Below are 14,624 nucleotides of genomic sequence, written 5' to 3' on the forward strand. Positions count from 1 at the left end.
ATAGGACCTAAACAAAATTATTTGGGAAAAATAACAGAGAAGGTGGATCCCTTTCCAAGCTTCGATTTTAATTTGATTTTTCCACCCAAACTTTCGACAAAATTTTTAGTAATAGACAATCCCAAACCATGGCCATTTATCTTTGTATTTCTAGCATCATCTATCCTATAAAATCTTTCAAAAATTACTTCTTTTTTCTCATCACTTATGCCTACGCCGTTATCTTTTACGACAAGATAAATATTATTTTTATCCTCACTAAGACTTACTCTAATTAATCCATCATCTTTAATTGCCTTTATAGCATTAGAAATTAAATTTTGGGTTATTTGACTAATCTTATCCTTATCAGAATAAATCATAATACCATCTTTTATTTCTTCTATTAAAGAAATATCAAGCTTGTTAAGTCTTGGTTTTATAGTATTTAAAATTAATTTAATGTGATTGGATAAGTCAAATTCTTTTTTATTAATTTTTAAATATTCAGAATTATCATTAAAGGACTTATTTAAATTTACAACAAGACCTTCAAGCCTATGGATCTCTTCCAATAGAGAGTTGAGCGTTTGATCATCAACATCTATGACCCCATCTTTTATAGCTTCTATATAAAGTTGAAGGTTGGTTATTGGCGTCCTAAGCTCGTGAGAAATATCTTGGGCATATTGTTTTCTTACATATTTTTGATTTTTTAAATTTATAGATAAGTATTTAATATTATTTTGTAAATTTTCAAGCTCTATAATTTTGCTATCTTTTAAATCAATATCATAATCCTCATCTTTAATTTTAAGGGTGGCATCTGAAATTTGTTTTATAGGATTTGTAATTTTGGTTGATAGATATAAGGCTATAATAAGGCCTATAAAAATAGAAAGAAAAATGGCAATAAAAATCGAAGTTTTAATATTTGTTATAAGCTCATTTGCCTCAAACTCATCAGTCCCATAAGTAATAATCAACTGACCCATATAATCATTTAAATTTGGGTTTATAATATCATAGGACTTACTTTCAGTAAGTTCTGACGCATCCTTATCCCTACCCTTAAAACTCATTACAGGTTCGTTGTTTTTATTTAAAATAGAAATATCAACATTCAAAGTTTTAGAAACTTTTCCAAGTCTTTCTTTCATAAGGTAGGGGTCTTTATCAGTTAACAAGTCCTCAAATTGTTTTTTAATTTGCCTGGGCCTATTATCTTGGGTAGTATTGATAAAATTTCTTGTATAGACATTTATCAAATAGGAAATAGCAAGAGAAAAAACTAAGATGCAGGCAAAAATACCTGCAAGTAAGTTTCTAATTATTTTATTTCGTAGAGTTGTCATCAATACCACCAGACTTATAACCCATGCCGTAAATTGTTTTTATATAGGATGGTTTTTTAGGATTATCTTCAATTTTTTGTCTGATATTTTTAATATGAGTATCAATAGCCCTATCATAAGCGTCATAATCAAATCCAAAAGTAATTTCTATAATCTCTTCCCTGGTAAAAATTTTGTTAGGATTTGAAAATAAGGTTTTAATAATTTGGAATTCATTTTTTGTAAGAAAAATTTCTTCCCCATCCTTAAAAAACCTATTATATTCAAGGTCCATCTCAAGTCGGCCATCGGTAGTTTTTATAATATCTGCCCTTGGTATATTATATTTTTCAATTCTTCTAAGAACAGTTTTGATTCTTTGCATAAGCTCTTTTGGCGAAAATGGCTTTGTAACATAATCATCTGCACCTAGTTTTAGACCGTTAACAATATCATCCTCACTAACTTTTGCAGTTACCATAATTACAGGAACATTTGATTTATTTCTAATTTCTTTAATAAGGTCTTCACCAGAAATTTTAGGAATCATTAAATCAAGCAAAACTAGATCAATATCTTCACTTTCAAAAATTTCCAAACCTTCTTTTCCATCAAAGGCTTGAAATACTTTATAATCTTCTTTTTCTAAATAGGATTTCATAATTTTTGAAATGCCTTTTTCATCTTCAATAAGCAATATTTTTATTTTATTCATTTCTTTCACCTCTATATAGTATACCTTACCATTTTAGACTAATATATCTTTTCAATTCGTGATAATTATGTAAAAGATTAAAAATAAATGGTGATTAAAAGAATTAATGGGTAAAAATAATATATAAGAAACGAAAATAAAAAAAACGAAGGAGGAAATATGATTAGTTCAATAGTAATAGGTGCTTTATGCGGATGGATCGCAAGCATGATAATGAAAACAGATGCTCAAATGGGAGCAATAGCAAATATAGTTGTAGGTATAGTAGGAGGAGCAGTAGGTTCTTGGGTACTAAATTTATTAAATATTAGTGTATCTTCAGGATTTATTGGAAGTTTGATTTCAGGAATTTTGGGATCTGTAATTTTAATTTATGTATATAATTTAATTACTAAGAAAAATAAATAATGAAATAATTATGACTGGCAAGTGCCAGTCTTTTTTTATGAAAAATTTTTTCATGATATAATAGGAATATGAATAAGACAGATAAAAAATATATAGAAATTGCAAAAAATATTTTAGAAAACGGATACGACGAAGAAAAGCTAAATCATGAGGTGAGGGCTGTTTGGGAAGATGGTGAAAGTGCCTATACGAAATTTCTTCCCCAAGAGATTGTAAGATATGAGAAGGGAGAAGTACCTCTAATTAGTTTAAGAAAAATAGCTTGGAAATCTGCTATTAAGGAAATTTTATGGATTTACCAAGATAGGTCTAATGATGTAAACTTACTGAAAGAAAAATACAAGGTAAATTATTGGGATTCCTGGAAAAATGATGAGGGAAATCTGGGAACAGCCTATGGCTATCAAGTAAATAAAAAATTTAAATCACCTGAAACAGGAAATATGACAAATCAAATTGAAAGATTAATTGATCAAATAAAAAATAATCCCTTAAATAGAAGATTAATTATGAATTTAATTGATGTGGATGATATGGCTGATATGACCTTAATACCTTGTGCATTTTTAACTATGTGGACTGTTAGTGGAGATTATTTAAATTTAACCTTAATTCAAAGAAGTGGTGATTTTTTGGCAGCAGCTGCTCCTGGTGGGATAAATGCCTTTCAATATTATGTTTTATTAAGAATGATTGCCCAAGTAACAGGCTATAAGGCAGGGGATTTTGTTCATTTTATCCAAAATTATCACATTTACAAAAAACACATACCGATTGTTAAAAAAATCATGGAAGTTAAGGTAGATGAAAAAAGTAGGCCAATACTTGAAATAAATCCTGACATAAAAGATTTTAAAGATTTTACTATAGATGATTTCAACTTGGTAGATTATTATCCTGACCAAACAAAGTATGATATTGATATAGCACTTTAGGTATTGAAATATAATAATTTTTAAGTATAGTCAATCGGTATGGAGGAATTATGGAAAAAATAACTATAATTGGATCCGGAGGTTCCGGAAAATCAACTCTTGCCAAACAACTAGGCGAAAAACTTGGTATAAAAGTTTTTTATTTAAACAAAATATGGTGGCTTAATGATAAAGAACATATAAGCGATGAAGAATTTTTAAAAATTCAAAAGGATATTATAGAAAGTAATCAATCTTTTATATTTGATGGCTACTATCCTGATACTTTGGATTTAAGATTAGAAGCGAGTGATACAATAATATTTTTAGATTTTCCGCCTGTCACAAATTTAAAGAGGTCAGTAAAAAGATCATTAACTGAAAAAAATAATGAGGATGATCCAAGCTTAGATAGGACTGAGAAATTAAATAAGGAATATATTTCTTGGTTGCTAAATTTCAATAAAAATGAAAGAGAAAAAATAATAGCAAAATTAAATAAATTAAAGCTAGAAAAAAGAATAGTAATAATCGATAATGATAATAAAAAAGATTTATTTCTTCAATCTATAGCATAAAAAAAGAGCCGGTTGGCTCTTTTTTTAGTTATTATTTCTAATTCCTTGCTGATTTTGAGGATTTATTTGGTTTTGAGGATTGGTATTTTGCTCGTTACCATTTAGATTAGTATTAGTTTTTGTATCTTCTTTATCCTTATTCTCATCCTTTTCTTTTTCTTTATTAGAATTATTATCTGCTTTCGGTAATTCTGCACCTAGAGTAGAATATCTAGTTGGTATAGAATATTTCCAATCTTCAGGAACAATTCCATCCCACTTGCTAGGGTCATATGAATTTTTCCTATCTATAAAAGACCTATTAGCTTGTAAAGATTTTGGTGTAGAATTTGAAGCAAGCAAATTATTTCTTGTATCTACAGTTATCCAAACATGAACATCATCTTCTTTTTTTTGGAAGATTATCTTTGGTAAATATTTCATCTTTTACAGTATTTCTTGGATCAGAATAAGAAGCTTGAGTTGGAAGTTTTCCACTTATTGTATCTACTTTTGCATGGATTATTCCTTTAGGTTCTTTAAATTTCTTAGTCTCATATCCTTCAAGAATTTGATTATTAATATTTTTCCAAATAACTTGTGCTCTTGTTGTAGAATAGTCATCTTGATAAATATTTTGATCATCAGCTCCCATCCAAACACCTACAGTATAGTAAGGACTATAGCCTATTGACCAGAAATCCACATTAGATTCACTAGAACCTGTTTTTGTACCATAATCAATACCGATAGGGCTGATTGTTTGATAATGCTCGGCAGCTGATTTTAGGGCTGAAGTAATTTGGTAAGCTGTTTGAGGGCTTGTTACCTTATTTCTTTTTTATTTTTTTCACTAAAAATAATTTTTCCTTGATTATCTTCTATTTTTGAAAAAGCCAAAGGTTCTATATATTCACCCTTGTTAGCAAGTGCTGCGTAAGCTGCTGTCATATCAATTAAGGTCATTCCGTTTGTCATAGCTCCAAGCCCCATTGAAGCAAGATTTTCATCATTATTTTTTGGATTTTCATCCTTAGTTATGAAATTATCATCGCCATTTTCTTTTATTAGTCCAAATTTTTCTAAGTATTTTTTTGAATTTGCAATTCCCACATCTTTTAAAGTACGAACAGCGTTTGTATTTATAGAATATACAATAGAATCTCTAAGAGAAACAATTCCCTTGTAAGATTTATAAATATTTTCTGGCCAAATTTCTCCATTTTCTTTTCTCATAAAAGGAACATCATCAATTCCTGTAGCAAGCGAATAGCCCTTATCTATAGCAGGTGTGTAAGTTGCAAGAGGCTTCATTGTTGATGCAGGTTGTCTTGGTTGGTCAATCGCCCTATTTAAAATTTTAAGACCTTTTTGATCACGTCCTCCAACAACTGCTTTAATTTCTCCGTTTTTATGATCAATTACAATTGTTGCAGATTGTGGTTGAATAACTCCTTCAAGGTCAATATCATAATAACTTTTATTAAATGAATATGATCCAGAGTCATTTTGAATAATTAAATCCTTATGTTTTTTTAGATAAGAAGATGTAATAATTATTGACCCATCATTTCCTTCTTTTACATTTTCATTAGAATTTAACTCCATATAACCGGTTTTATGTGTTCTTAGATTTGAATCTTTTTCATCTAAGGTGTAGAAATTTTTAAGTATTAAATTTGTTTGATTTAGCTTTAATTTTGATGAATTAATTACAAAATTATTATAATCGTCAAAATATGCTTCATTATTTGATAAAGTAAAATCATTGTTATCATTTATAATGTTTGATTTAGCAAAATAAATTACATTTCCATTCTCATTGATTATATTTCCATATCCATCATAAGATAAGTTTAATAGGGGAGCGGTATTTCTACCTTGAGTATTTCCTAATATATATTCTGAGAAATTTTCGTAAATATTTTCTACTTGTTCTTGTATTTTTGAATCTATAGTTGTTGTGATTTTAAGACCACCATAATAAAGTTTGTTGTAAGCTTCTTTTTCATCAATTTTATAAATATCTTGAAGTTTTTCTACAACTTGTTTTTCTAAAAGAGTATTAAAGTAGGATGCCATTACAGGTTCCCTATCTTCTGGTGGGTTAATAGAACTCGCTACATCTTCATTTAAAGCATCTTTATATTCTTTATCCGAAATATATCCTTCTTCATTCATTTTCTCTAGGACATATTTTTCTCTTTCATATGGTTTTGGATTGTAAATTGCAGAATACTTTTGTCCATCAATTGTAAATTCACCAAGAACTTTTTCATTTGTAACCTCTGAGGTTGGTATTGTTTTAAATAAGGCAAATTCTGTTGGTGATTGGACTATTCCTGCTATTGTTGCACATTCGGCAAGAGATAGTTCGCTTACATCTTTTGAAAAATAAGTTTGGGCTGCAGCTTGGACTCCAAAAACATTTTGTCCAAGAAAAACCCTATTCATATAAGCTTCAAGTATTTCATCTTTGCTTAATGATTTTTCTATGTCTAAGGCTAAAAATATTTCTTTGATTTTTCTTTCGTATGTTTGGTCATTGGAAAGGTAAGTATTTCTTGCGAGTTGTTGAGTTAGGGTAGATCCACCTCTTACAATAGAACCACTTTTTAAATTTTGTAGGGCAGAACCGACTATTGAAAGAGGATCTATTCCGCTGTGCTTATAAAATCTTCTATCCTCAGCTGCCACAAAAGCATTTTTCAAATAATCAGGTACTTTTTCAATATCTACAATTTCCCTGTTCTCACTAGTTCTTATCGAATCAATTTCTTTTCCATTTTTATCAACTATAGTTGAATTTTCGCTCATCTCGTATTTTATATTTTCTGGATTAACTTTTGGAGATTTTTTCATAACCTCAACTATTCCGCCTCCAATTAATCCGGCAAAAATAGTCCCTATAATTCCAAAAGCGAGTAAGGCTATAAGCAAAATTTTCAAAACTATAGAGGAAATTTTTTTATTCATTTTGACCTCCTGTTTAAATCTATATTAAATTTTAAAAATTCTTAAATTTAAATCTTATTCTTATTTTATCATTTTTTTAAAATTTAATCTATCAAGCTAATAAATATTTGTATTTATTATAAATCTTTAATTTATAATAAAAAAATGTATAATCTCTTATAGAAAGGATGTTTATGCAAGAAGTTATACAAGTAAATGTTTTTGAAAATAAAGAAAACCCAAATAAGGATTTTGAACTTGAATCTTTAATTAATACTGCAGGTGGAAAGTCTGTTGCGAAAATTAGTCAGGTTGTATCAAAAGTAAATCCTGCTTACTATATTGGATCTGGAAAAGTTTCTGAAATTGAAGATATAGCAAAAAAAATTAAATGTAAATACAGTTGTTTTTGATGTAGAACTTTCAGCATCTCAATTAAGAAATCTTGAAGAGAGAATGAAACTTCACGTTGTAGATTGGACAACTTTAATTTTGGATATTTTTGCCCAAAGAGCAAATACAAAAGAGGCTAAATTAAAAATAAAACTTGCCCAATTAAAATATCAACTTCCAAGAATAAATAAGTGGTTTGCTTATCTTTCTCGTCAATCAGGTGGAATTGGTACAAGAGGACCAGGTGAAACCATGCTTGAAACAGATAAAAGAGCAATAGTACGTGATATAAGAAGTCTTGAAGAAAAATTAAAAGATTTGGAAAAAACAAAGGTAGTTAATAGAAAATCTAGAGAAAAGATTTTGAATATCTCACTTTTAGGATATACCAACGCTGGAAAATCTACTATTTTAAATAATATGTTAAAAATATTTGGTAAAGATAAGTTTGTTTATTCTGATGATCTTTTATTTGCAACCCTAGATACTTCGACTAGAAGGCTAGATTTTTCAAACACAAAAGTCACCCTAACGGATACAGTAGGTTTTATTGATAATTTATCAAAAGAATTAAATGATTCATTTCTTACAACTTTAGAAGAAATTAAATTTTCTGATATGCTTTTAGTTGTAATAGACTCATCTTATGACATACAAACTCAGCTGGATACAATCGATAAGGCCCTTGATGACATAGATATTGGAGAAAAAAAGATTCTTTATGTTTTCAATAAGATTGATAAAATTGAAGATGAAATTATTCTTTTAGGATATAAAAATAAAGAAGAAAAAATTTATATATCAGCAAGAGACGAAGCTGATATTATAAGACTAAAAGATAAGATAGTCGATGTTATAAAAAATGACTATGTAAGAGTTATAATGAAAATACCTTATGAAGATGGGAAAGTTTTAGATTATATTATGACAAATTACGATATAGATAAAAAAGATTATGATGAAAATTCTTCTATATTAGAATTTGATATTTCAAAGAAAGATTATAATAAATATGAGAGATATATCGAGAAAAATTAGCCCAAATTATAAAACTATTGAAGGGCAAATACAAGATGAATTTGAAATAGAAAAATCAGTCTTTATAACAAACATAAAATATGTTGAAAATGAAGAAGATGCCATAGCTTTTATCGAAAAAATAAAAGATAATTATAAGGATGCAAATCACAATTGTTCAGCCTATATTATTAATGAAAAACCAGAAATAAAAAGATATTCAGATGATGGAGAGCCACAAGGATCTGCTGGTCTTCCTATGCTTTCAGTTTTGGAAAAAGAAGAACTTTTTAATCTTGTAGCAGTCGTTACAAGATATTTTGGTGGAAAAAAACTTGGCAAGGGCGGTTTGGTAAGAGCCTATACAAAAGGCGTTTCTGATTGCTTGGATGGGAAAATTACTTATAGAAAAGTTTTTATAGAAAGTAAAATAACTTTTGATTATAATTTACTTGGAATAATAGAAAACTTTCTAAATGAAGAAAATTATATTATTATAGAAAAGAACTTTCTTCAAAATGTAAGTATAGATTTATATATAGAAGAAAGTAATTTTGAAAATTTCAAAAAAAGACTTATAGACATGACCTCATCAAATATAGAAATAGAAAAACTTGATAAGATCATGTTATATGATAAATAAAAGGAGGAAATATGTCAGGACATAATAAATGGAGCAAAATTAAAAATAAAAAAGGTAGTGAAGATGCAAGACGTGGAAAAATTTTTACAAAACTTGGTAGAAATATTTCTGTTGCTGTAAGAGAAGGCGGGGATAATCCAGAATATAATCCAGCACTAAAAGCTGCAATTGATAAGGCTAAGGCTGAAAATATGCCAAATGATAATATCGAAAGAGCAATCAAAAAAGCAAGCGGCGATATGGATGGGGCAAATTTTGAAAGAATTATATATGAAGGATATGCTAAAGATGGAGTAGCTGTAATTGTTGATTGCCTAACAGACAATAAAAATAGAACAGCTCCAGATATTAGACATATTTTTGATAAAAATGGTGGAAATCTTGGAACTGATGGATCAGTAATGTTCATGTTTAACAGAAAAGGACTAATCGAAATTGAAAAAGCTGGAATTGATTTTGATGATTTAATGTTAGAAGTGATTGATCTTGGAGCAGAGGATGTGACAGATGAGGGCGATACTTATCAAATTATAACAAGTGTCGAAGATTTTCAAAGCATAGTAGATGGAATTAAAAAATCAGACTATAAACTTACAAAGGCAGACATTTCATACATTGCTGATAATTTAATTGATGCACAAGAATCAAATAACAAACAAATAATGAAATTAATCGATGCTCTTGAAGATAATGACGATGTTCAAGAAGTTTATACAAATTGGAATGTGCCAGATAGCATAGAAGATTAATATGTTGAATTTTAATATAGATAGGGTTGCTTTTTCCTTATTTGGAATTGATATATATTGGTATGCCATATTAATAATTTCAGGAGTTTTAATTGGGGCAAAAATTGCACAAAAAGAATTTGTAAAAAGAGGATTTTCTGAAGATTTCATTTATGATTTACTTTTTGTAACCCTTCCTTTTGCAATAATTGGAGCTAGGATTTGGTATGTAATATTTGAATGGGATTTTTATAAGAATGATCCAATACAAATTTTAAATTTTAGGGCAGGTGGACTTGCCATTCACGGTGGTATTTTGTTTGCGATAATTGCAATATACTTTTATACAAAGAAAAAAAACCTACCCCTAATTGATATTTTAGACATTATGGTCCCTTCCCTTGCTTTGGGCCAAGCTATTGGTAGGTGGGGTAATTTTGTAAATGGAGAAGCCCATGGAAGTGCTACAAATTTACCTTGGGCTATAATTGTTGATGGAGTAAAAGTTCACCCAACTTTTTTGTATGAATCACTTGGAGATTTTTTGATATTTTTATTTTTACTAATATATAGGAAAAAAAATCCAAAAAAAGGAATACAAACATCAGTTTATTTTATGGCTTATGGAGTTTTAAGATTTTTTTGTGGAAGGACTTAGAACCGATTCTTTGATGATAGGACCTTTTAGGATGGCACAAATAACAAGTGTTGCATATTTAATAATCGGAATATTTTTATTTGTAAAATACAAAAATATAAATTTAAAACCATATAAGAAAAATTAACAGCTTAGGCTGTTTTTTTCTTTGCAAATTTTTATTTTGGGAAATTAAACCACCTTACTTTTAAAAAAATAAAAAATACTCTTAAAATATATAAATTTGACCATTAAAATAATTTTATAATCCTTTACAATTTAAAGGATTTGGTATAAAATAATTATGAAGTGGAAATATGTGGTAGAAGGTGGGTCATGTTTTTAGGAGAATTCATTCATAAATTAGATTCTAAAAATAGAATAATGATGCCAAGTGAATTTAGAGATGATCTCGGTAGTGAATTTTATGTAACAAAGGGACCAGAGCGTTCTTTAGTTTTATATACTATTGATGAATTCGAAAAACGTGCCAAAAAGTTTGAAGACTTATCCTACCAAAATAAAAACAATAGGGCGATGAAAAGATTGTTTTTCTCTTCCACTATCAAAGCTTATTTAGATAAACAAGGGCGAGTTTTATTAAATAAGCAATTGCGCGAGTATGCCAATTTAAATAAAGAGGCTATTATAATCGGAAATAATACCAACATAGAAATATGGGATTTGGATAATTGGAATGATTATATTGGTGATGTAGAAGTGAACTTATCAGAAATTATGGATCAGTAATATGGAATTTTCTCACAAATCAGTTTTATTAAATGAAACTATAAAAAATTTAAATATTAAAGAAGATGGTATATATGCTGACCTAACTTTGGGTAAGGGAGGCCATTCTAAGGAAATTTTAAAAAACTTATCACCTGAAGGTCTTTTAATTGGCTTAGACCAAGATAAGGATGCTATCAAAGCAGCTAGAGAAAATTTGAAAGATTTCTCAAATGTTTTATTTTTTAATGAGAACTTTGAAAAAATTTCAGATGTTCTTGATAAGGCTAGCTTAAAAATGATAGATGGCGCTTTGATGGACATTGGCGTAAGTTCATATCAAATTGACAATGGAGATAGAGGTTTTTCTTATATGAAAGACGGACCTTTGGATATGAGAATGAACAAAGATAATGAGTTAACAGCAAAACAAATTGTCAATGATTACTCTTTGGATGAGCTTTGGGAAATTTTTTCCAAATATGGTGAAGAAAGATATTCTAAAACCATTGCGAAAGCTATAGTAGATTACAGAAAATTGCACGAAATTAATACAACTTTACAACTCCGAAATATTGTTATGAAATCTGTAGTTACTAATGAAGCTCATCCTGAAAAAAGAGTATTCCAAGCTTTAAGAATAGAAGTTAACAGAGAGCTTGAAGTTTTGGAAAATACTTTAGAAAAAATAGTAGACCGTCTTAATAAGGGAGGAAGGTTGTGTGTAATAACTTTTCATTCTTTAGAAGATAGGATAGTTAAAAATAAATTTAAAGAGATGAGCAAAAAATGTATATGCCCACCTGAATTTCCTGTTTGTGTTTGCAATCACGAAAAAAAGGTAAAGATAATAAGTAAAAAACCTATTTTGCCATCTAAAGATGAACTTAAAACAAATAGAAGATCTCATAGTGCCAAGCTAAGGGTTTGCGAAAGGGTTTAAAATGTCAGCTGCTTTGAAAAAAAGAAAAGTTAATAAAAATTTAAATAAAAGAAAAAAGCTAAGTTTACATAATCAAACTTCTTACGACACTAAGTTTAGCTATAATAGGCTTAAAAAGAAGGATAAGAAGTTTAAGAGAAATGTCTTAGCTTTATTAATTTTATCCTTTATTTTTATGGGGATTTTTTCTTTACATAATTATATGAAATTGAATAATATGAGAAACGAGTATAATAATTTACAAAGTCAATATACATCTTATCAATTGACAAGGGATAGGTTGAATAAAGACCTTGAAGATTCAGTTGATTTAAAAGAAATCCAAAGATATGCAATGGAAAATCTTGGCATGATTTATGAAAACAAGGACAACACTGTTTATCTTAATATTGATAGGTAGGAGAGATGAAAAATATTATTTTAATTATTTTAATAAGTTTAATGCTAACTTTAATTTTAGGAAAAATTATAATTCCAATTTTAAAGTCTAGTCATATTGGACAGAATATTAGACAAGAAGGACCAAAAAGTCATTATGATAAAGCAGGAACACCAACTATGGGTGGTATTATATTTTTAATTTCAGCTCTTGTTTTAACATTGATATTTGTTCCTTTTTCTATGAAAACTTTTATATTATTATTAGCAACATTTGGTTTTGGAGCTATTGGTTTTATTGATGATTTTAGAAAACTAGTTTTGAAAAGATCTCTGGGACTAACTGCTATGCAAAAAATAATCCTTCAAGTTGGATTATCATTTGCTATTGCAATTTTATGTTTTATCTTTCAAAATGATACAATTACAAAATTATGGATTCCATTTACAGATATTAGATTAAATGTTTCTATTTTAGGAATTCCAATAATGATGTTTATAATGATAGGAACATCAAATGCAGTAAATTTAACTGATGGGCTTGATGGTTTATCTACCCAAGTTTCAATTCCAGTTTTTATTACTTTTATAATTTTAGCTAAAAATATAGAAGATGAATTATTTGCAAGCATCATGCTTGGAGCAGTTTTAGGATTTTTATTTTTTAACTCAAATCCAGCAAGCGTATTTATGGGGGATACAGGATCTATGGCTATAGGTGGGGCTGTAGTTGCTCTTGCTATAAATATGGGGATGACTTTGTTTTTGGTAATACTTGGAGGAGTATATGTAGCTGAAGCACTAAGTGTAATAATCCAGGTTGCATCATACAAACTTAGAAATAAAAAGAGAATATTTTTAATGACACCAATCCACCACCATTATGAATTGAAAGGATACAAAGAACCAAAAATAGTTACTGGTTTTACAATAGTATCAGTAATTTTATCTTTGATTACTTTATTAGCAGTACTATGAAAAAAGTTTTAGTTTACGGTTTAGGAATAACAGGAATATCTACAGTAAAAACTTTAGATAAATTAGGATATGAAGTTTTTACTTATGATAAAAATAAAAATAAAGACGAAAGATTAGAGGGCTATAATTATAGCCCTATTTCTGATTTAAAAATTAATGAAAAGTATGATTTTGTAGTAAAATCACCAGGAATTAGGCCTGATGATAAGATTGTACAAAAATTAGAAAAAAATAATCAAATTATTTCAGATATAGAACTATCATATAGGATTTTTAAAGATAAAAAAATAATTTCAGTCACAGGAACAAATGGTAAAACCACAACTACATCTCTAATTACATATGTTTTAAATCAAGCAGGGCAAAAGGCAATTAGTGTAGGAAATATAGGTGAGGGGATTTTGTGGCAAATGTACAATAAGGATGCTGTATTTGTTGAAGAAGTTTCATCCTTTCAACTACATGATACAAAAACATTCAAACCACATATTGGAGCGATTTTAAATATTAGTCCAGACCATATAGATTGGCATGGATCATTTGAAAATTACGCCAATGATAAGTTAAAACTTGCAGTTAACCAAGATGAAGATAATTTTTTAGTTATTAACCATGATGACAAAATATTGTTAGAAAATAAAAATAAATTTAAGACGAAAATATATGAATTTTCTATGAAAGAAAAAGTAGAAAGAGGAATATATTTAAAAGATGATAGTTTGTATTTAAAAGATCAAAAAGATATATTTTTATTAAATAAAAAAGATTTAAAGATAGTAGGAAATCACAACCTAGCAAATGCAGCCTGTGCTATGCTTTGCTTATACTTATATGGAATAGACTTAGAAAAAATAAAAAATATACAAAAACCTTTAAGGCAATTGAACACAGGTTGGAATTTGTCAAAAAAGTAAACAATGTTTCATTTTATAACGACTCAAAAGCAACCAACGTTGATAGCACAATAAAGGCCATAGATTCTTTTGACAAAAACATAATTTTACTTGCAGGTGGCTATGATAAAAAAATTGATTACTCACCAATGTTTGAAAAAGAAAATGGAAAAATAAAGGCCATGATTTTATTAGGTCAAACAAAATATATTTTAGAAGATTTATGCAAAAAATATAAAATAGAATATTACCTTGTAGATGATATGCAAATGGCTGTTGACAAGTCTTTTGAAATCATGAAAGATTCTGATACAGTTTTATTATCGCCTGCAAGTGCAAGTTGGGGAATGTATAATAATTACATGCAAAGAGGAGATGACTTTAAAAAAAGAGTTTTAGAAAAGGAAGTTTAAATGAGAGTAA

16 protein-coding genes and 2 pseudogenes are annotated in these 14,624 nt (G+C 28.3%); 13 read left to right on the forward strand and 5 right to left on the reverse strand.

Translation table 11 applies throughout. The annotated features are described in order from the left end of the window. Window positions 1-17 precede the first annotated feature (17 nt). Together ANHYDRO_RS07120 and ANHYDRO_RS07125 are read right to left on the reverse strand one after the other, a co-directional pair. A complete protein-coding gene (locus ANHYDRO_RS07120) occupies window positions 18-1,334 on the reverse strand; it encodes a sensor histidine kinase (protein WP_004815075.1) in 1,317 nt (438 codons plus the stop codon). Further along, window positions 1,315-2,028, reverse strand: a complete 714-nt coding sequence (locus ANHYDRO_RS07125) for a response regulator transcription factor (protein WP_039914367.1) — start codon at window positions 2,026-2,028, stop codon at window positions 1,315-1,317. The genes ANHYDRO_RS07120 and ANHYDRO_RS07125 overlap by 20 nt, the downstream gene beginning before the upstream one ends. Window positions 2,029-2,187: 159 nt before the next feature. Here ANHYDRO_RS07125 and ANHYDRO_RS07130 point away from each other — a divergent pair, with 159 nt between their 5' ends. The 3 genes from ANHYDRO_RS07130 to ANHYDRO_RS07140 all read left to right on the forward strand — a co-directional run bounded on the left by ANHYDRO_RS07130 (window position 2,188) and on the right by ANHYDRO_RS07140 (window position 3,928). Then, on the forward strand, window positions 2,188-2,436 hold the full coding sequence (locus tag ANHYDRO_RS07130) for a GlsB/YeaQ/YmgE family stress response membrane protein (protein ID WP_004815078.1): 249 nt from the start codon (window positions 2,188-2,190) through the stop codon (window positions 2,434-2,436). Window positions 2,437-2,504: 68 nt separating this feature from the next. Continuing rightward, window positions 2,505-3,371 (forward strand): thymidylate synthase, encoded by an 867-nt coding sequence (gene thyA / locus ANHYDRO_RS07135; RefSeq protein ID WP_004815081.1) that lies wholly within the window; start codon window positions 2,505-2,507, stop codon window positions 3,369-3,371. A gap of 50 nt (window positions 3,372-3,421) precedes the next feature. After that, on the forward strand, window positions 3,422-3,928 hold the full coding sequence (locus ANHYDRO_RS07140) for an AAA family ATPase (protein ID WP_004815084.1): 507 nt from the start codon (window positions 3,422-3,424) through the stop codon (window positions 3,926-3,928). 24 nt (window positions 3,929-3,952) lie between these two features. Here the strand turns inward: ANHYDRO_RS07140 and ANHYDRO_RS10790 are convergent, their stop codons facing one another. The 3 genes from ANHYDRO_RS10790 to ANHYDRO_RS07155 all read right to left on the reverse strand — a co-directional run bounded on the left by ANHYDRO_RS10790 (window position 3,953) and on the right by ANHYDRO_RS07155 (window position 6,883). Beyond that, complete coding sequence (locus ANHYDRO_RS10790) at window positions 3,953-4,351, reverse strand: hypothetical protein (protein ID WP_004815085.1); 399 nt, start codon at window positions 4,349-4,351, stop codon at window positions 3,953-3,955. After that, complete coding sequence (locus ANHYDRO_RS10795; RefSeq protein ID WP_004815087.1) at window positions 4,308-4,613, reverse strand: hypothetical protein; 306 nt, start codon at window positions 4,611-4,613, stop codon at window positions 4,308-4,310. The genes ANHYDRO_RS10790 and ANHYDRO_RS10795 overlap by 44 nt, the downstream gene beginning before the upstream one ends. Before the next feature lie 119 nt (window positions 4,614-4,732). Then, the gene (locus ANHYDRO_RS07155) at window positions 4,733-6,883 is read right to left on the reverse strand and encodes a transglycosylase domain-containing protein (protein WP_004815090.1); all 2,151 of its coding nucleotides are present in this window, start codon (window positions 6,881-6,883) and stop codon (window positions 4,733-4,735) included. Between the two features lie 173 nt (window positions 6,884-7,056). Between ANHYDRO_RS07155 and hflX the strand changes: the two are divergent. The 10 genes and pseudogenes from hflX (at window position 7,057) to ANHYDRO_RS10800 (ending at window position 14,614) form a co-directional block, all read left to right on the forward strand. Beyond that, window positions 7,057-8,293, forward strand: a pseudogene (gene hflX / locus ANHYDRO_RS07160) (GTPase HflX). Continuing rightward, window positions 8,268-8,915: a YigZ family protein gene (locus tag ANHYDRO_RS07165; RefSeq protein ID WP_039914372.1), complete on the forward strand. Its 648-nt coding sequence runs from the start codon at window positions 8,268-8,270 to the stop codon at window positions 8,913-8,915. Before hflX ends, ANHYDRO_RS07165 begins: the two are co-directional and overlap by 26 nt. 11 nt (window positions 8,916-8,926) lie before the next feature. Continuing rightward, the gene (locus ANHYDRO_RS07170; RefSeq protein ID WP_004815099.1) at window positions 8,927-9,664 is read left to right on the forward strand and encodes a YebC/PmpR family DNA-binding transcriptional regulator; all 738 of its coding nucleotides are present in this window, start codon (window positions 8,927-8,929) and stop codon (window positions 9,662-9,664) included. A 1-nt stretch (window position 9,665) separates the two neighbouring features. Continuing rightward, window positions 9,666-10,428: pseudogene (gene lgt / locus ANHYDRO_RS07175) on the forward strand (prolipoprotein diacylglyceryl transferase). Window positions 10,429-10,616: 188 nt separating this feature from the next. Then, window positions 10,617-11,030, forward strand: a complete 414-nt coding sequence (gene mraZ / locus ANHYDRO_RS07180; protein WP_039914375.1) for a division/cell wall cluster transcriptional repressor MraZ — start codon at window positions 10,617-10,619, stop codon at window positions 11,028-11,030. Between the two features lies 1 nt (window position 11,031). After that, window positions 11,032-11,952, forward strand: a complete 921-nt coding sequence (gene rsmH / locus ANHYDRO_RS07185) for a 16S rRNA (cytosine(1402)-N(4))-methyltransferase RsmH (protein WP_004815107.1) — start codon at window positions 11,032-11,034, stop codon at window positions 11,950-11,952. Window position 11,953: 1 nt separating this feature from the next. Beyond that, window positions 11,954-12,352, forward strand: a complete 399-nt coding sequence (locus tag ANHYDRO_RS07190; protein WP_004815109.1) for a septum formation initiator family protein — start codon at window positions 11,954-11,956, stop codon at window positions 12,350-12,352. Window positions 12,353-12,357: 5 nt separating this feature from the next. Next, a complete protein-coding gene (mraY, locus tag ANHYDRO_RS07195) occupies window positions 12,358-13,308 on the forward strand; it encodes a phospho-N-acetylmuramoyl-pentapeptide-transferase (RefSeq protein ID WP_039914379.1) in 951 nt (316 codons plus the stop codon). Next, complete coding sequence (murD, locus tag ANHYDRO_RS07200) at window positions 13,305-14,222, forward strand: UDP-N-acetylmuramoyl-L-alanine--D-glutamate ligase (RefSeq protein ID WP_004815114.1); 918 nt, start codon at window positions 13,305-13,307, stop codon at window positions 14,220-14,222. Before mraY ends, murD begins: the two co-directional genes overlap by 4 nt. Beyond that, on the forward strand, window positions 14,201-14,614 hold the full coding sequence (locus ANHYDRO_RS10800; protein WP_004815115.1) for a glutamate ligase domain-containing protein: 414 nt from the start codon (window positions 14,201-14,203) through the stop codon (window positions 14,612-14,614). The genes murD and ANHYDRO_RS10800 overlap by 22 nt, the downstream gene beginning before the upstream one ends. Window positions 14,615-14,624 lie beyond the last annotated feature (10 nt).

Origin of the sequence: Anaerococcus hydrogenalis DSM 7454 (genome assembly GCF_000173355.1) — a bacterium.
Taxonomy (GTDB): domain Bacteria; phylum Bacillota; class Clostridia; order Tissierellales; family Peptoniphilaceae; genus Anaerococcus; species Anaerococcus hydrogenalis.

Coding starts and splice junctions, on each gene's coding strand:
- ANHYDRO_RS07120 (WP_004815075.1), bottom strand. CDS start 1,334: ATGACAACTCTACGAAATAAAATAATTAGAAACTTACTTGCAGGTATT.
- ANHYDRO_RS07125 (WP_039914367.1), bottom strand. CDS start 2,028: ATGAATAAAATAAAAATATTGCTTATTGAAGATGAAAAAGGCATTTCA.
- ANHYDRO_RS07130 (WP_004815078.1), top strand. CDS start 2,188: ATGATTAGTTCAATAGTAATAGGTGCTTTATGCGGATGGATCGCAAGC.
- thyA (WP_004815081.1), top strand. CDS start 2,505: ATGAATAAGACAGATAAAAAATATATAGAAATTGCAAAAAATATTTTA.
- ANHYDRO_RS07140 (WP_004815084.1), top strand. CDS start 3,422: ATGGAAAAAATAACTATAATTGGATCCGGAGGTTCCGGAAAATCAACT.
- ANHYDRO_RS10790 (WP_004815085.1), bottom strand. CDS start 4,351: ATGAAATATTTACCAAAGATAATCTTCCAAAAAAAAGAAGATGATGTT.
- ANHYDRO_RS07155 (WP_004815090.1), bottom strand. CDS start 6,883: ATGAATAAAAAAATTTCCTCTATAGTTTTGAAAATTTTGCTTATAGCC.
- ANHYDRO_RS07165 (WP_039914372.1), top strand. CDS start 8,268: ATGAGAGATATATCGAGAAAAATTAGCCCAAATTATAAAACTATTGAA.
- ANHYDRO_RS07170 (WP_004815099.1), top strand. CDS start 8,927: ATGTCAGGACATAATAAATGGAGCAAAATTAAAAATAAAAAAGGTAGT.
- mraZ (WP_039914375.1), top strand. CDS start 10,617: ATGTTTTTAGGAGAATTCATTCATAAATTAGATTCTAAAAATAGAATA.
- rsmH (WP_004815107.1), top strand. CDS start 11,032: ATGGAATTTTCTCACAAATCAGTTTTATTAAATGAAACTATAAAAAAT.
- ANHYDRO_RS07190 (WP_004815109.1), top strand. CDS start 11,954: ATGTCAGCTGCTTTGAAAAAAAGAAAAGTTAATAAAAATTTAAATAAA.
- mraY (WP_039914379.1), top strand. CDS start 12,358: ATGAAAAATATTATTTTAATTATTTTAATAAGTTTAATGCTAACTTTA.
- murD (WP_004815114.1), top strand. CDS start 13,305: ATGAAAAAAGTTTTAGTTTACGGTTTAGGAATAACAGGAATATCTACA.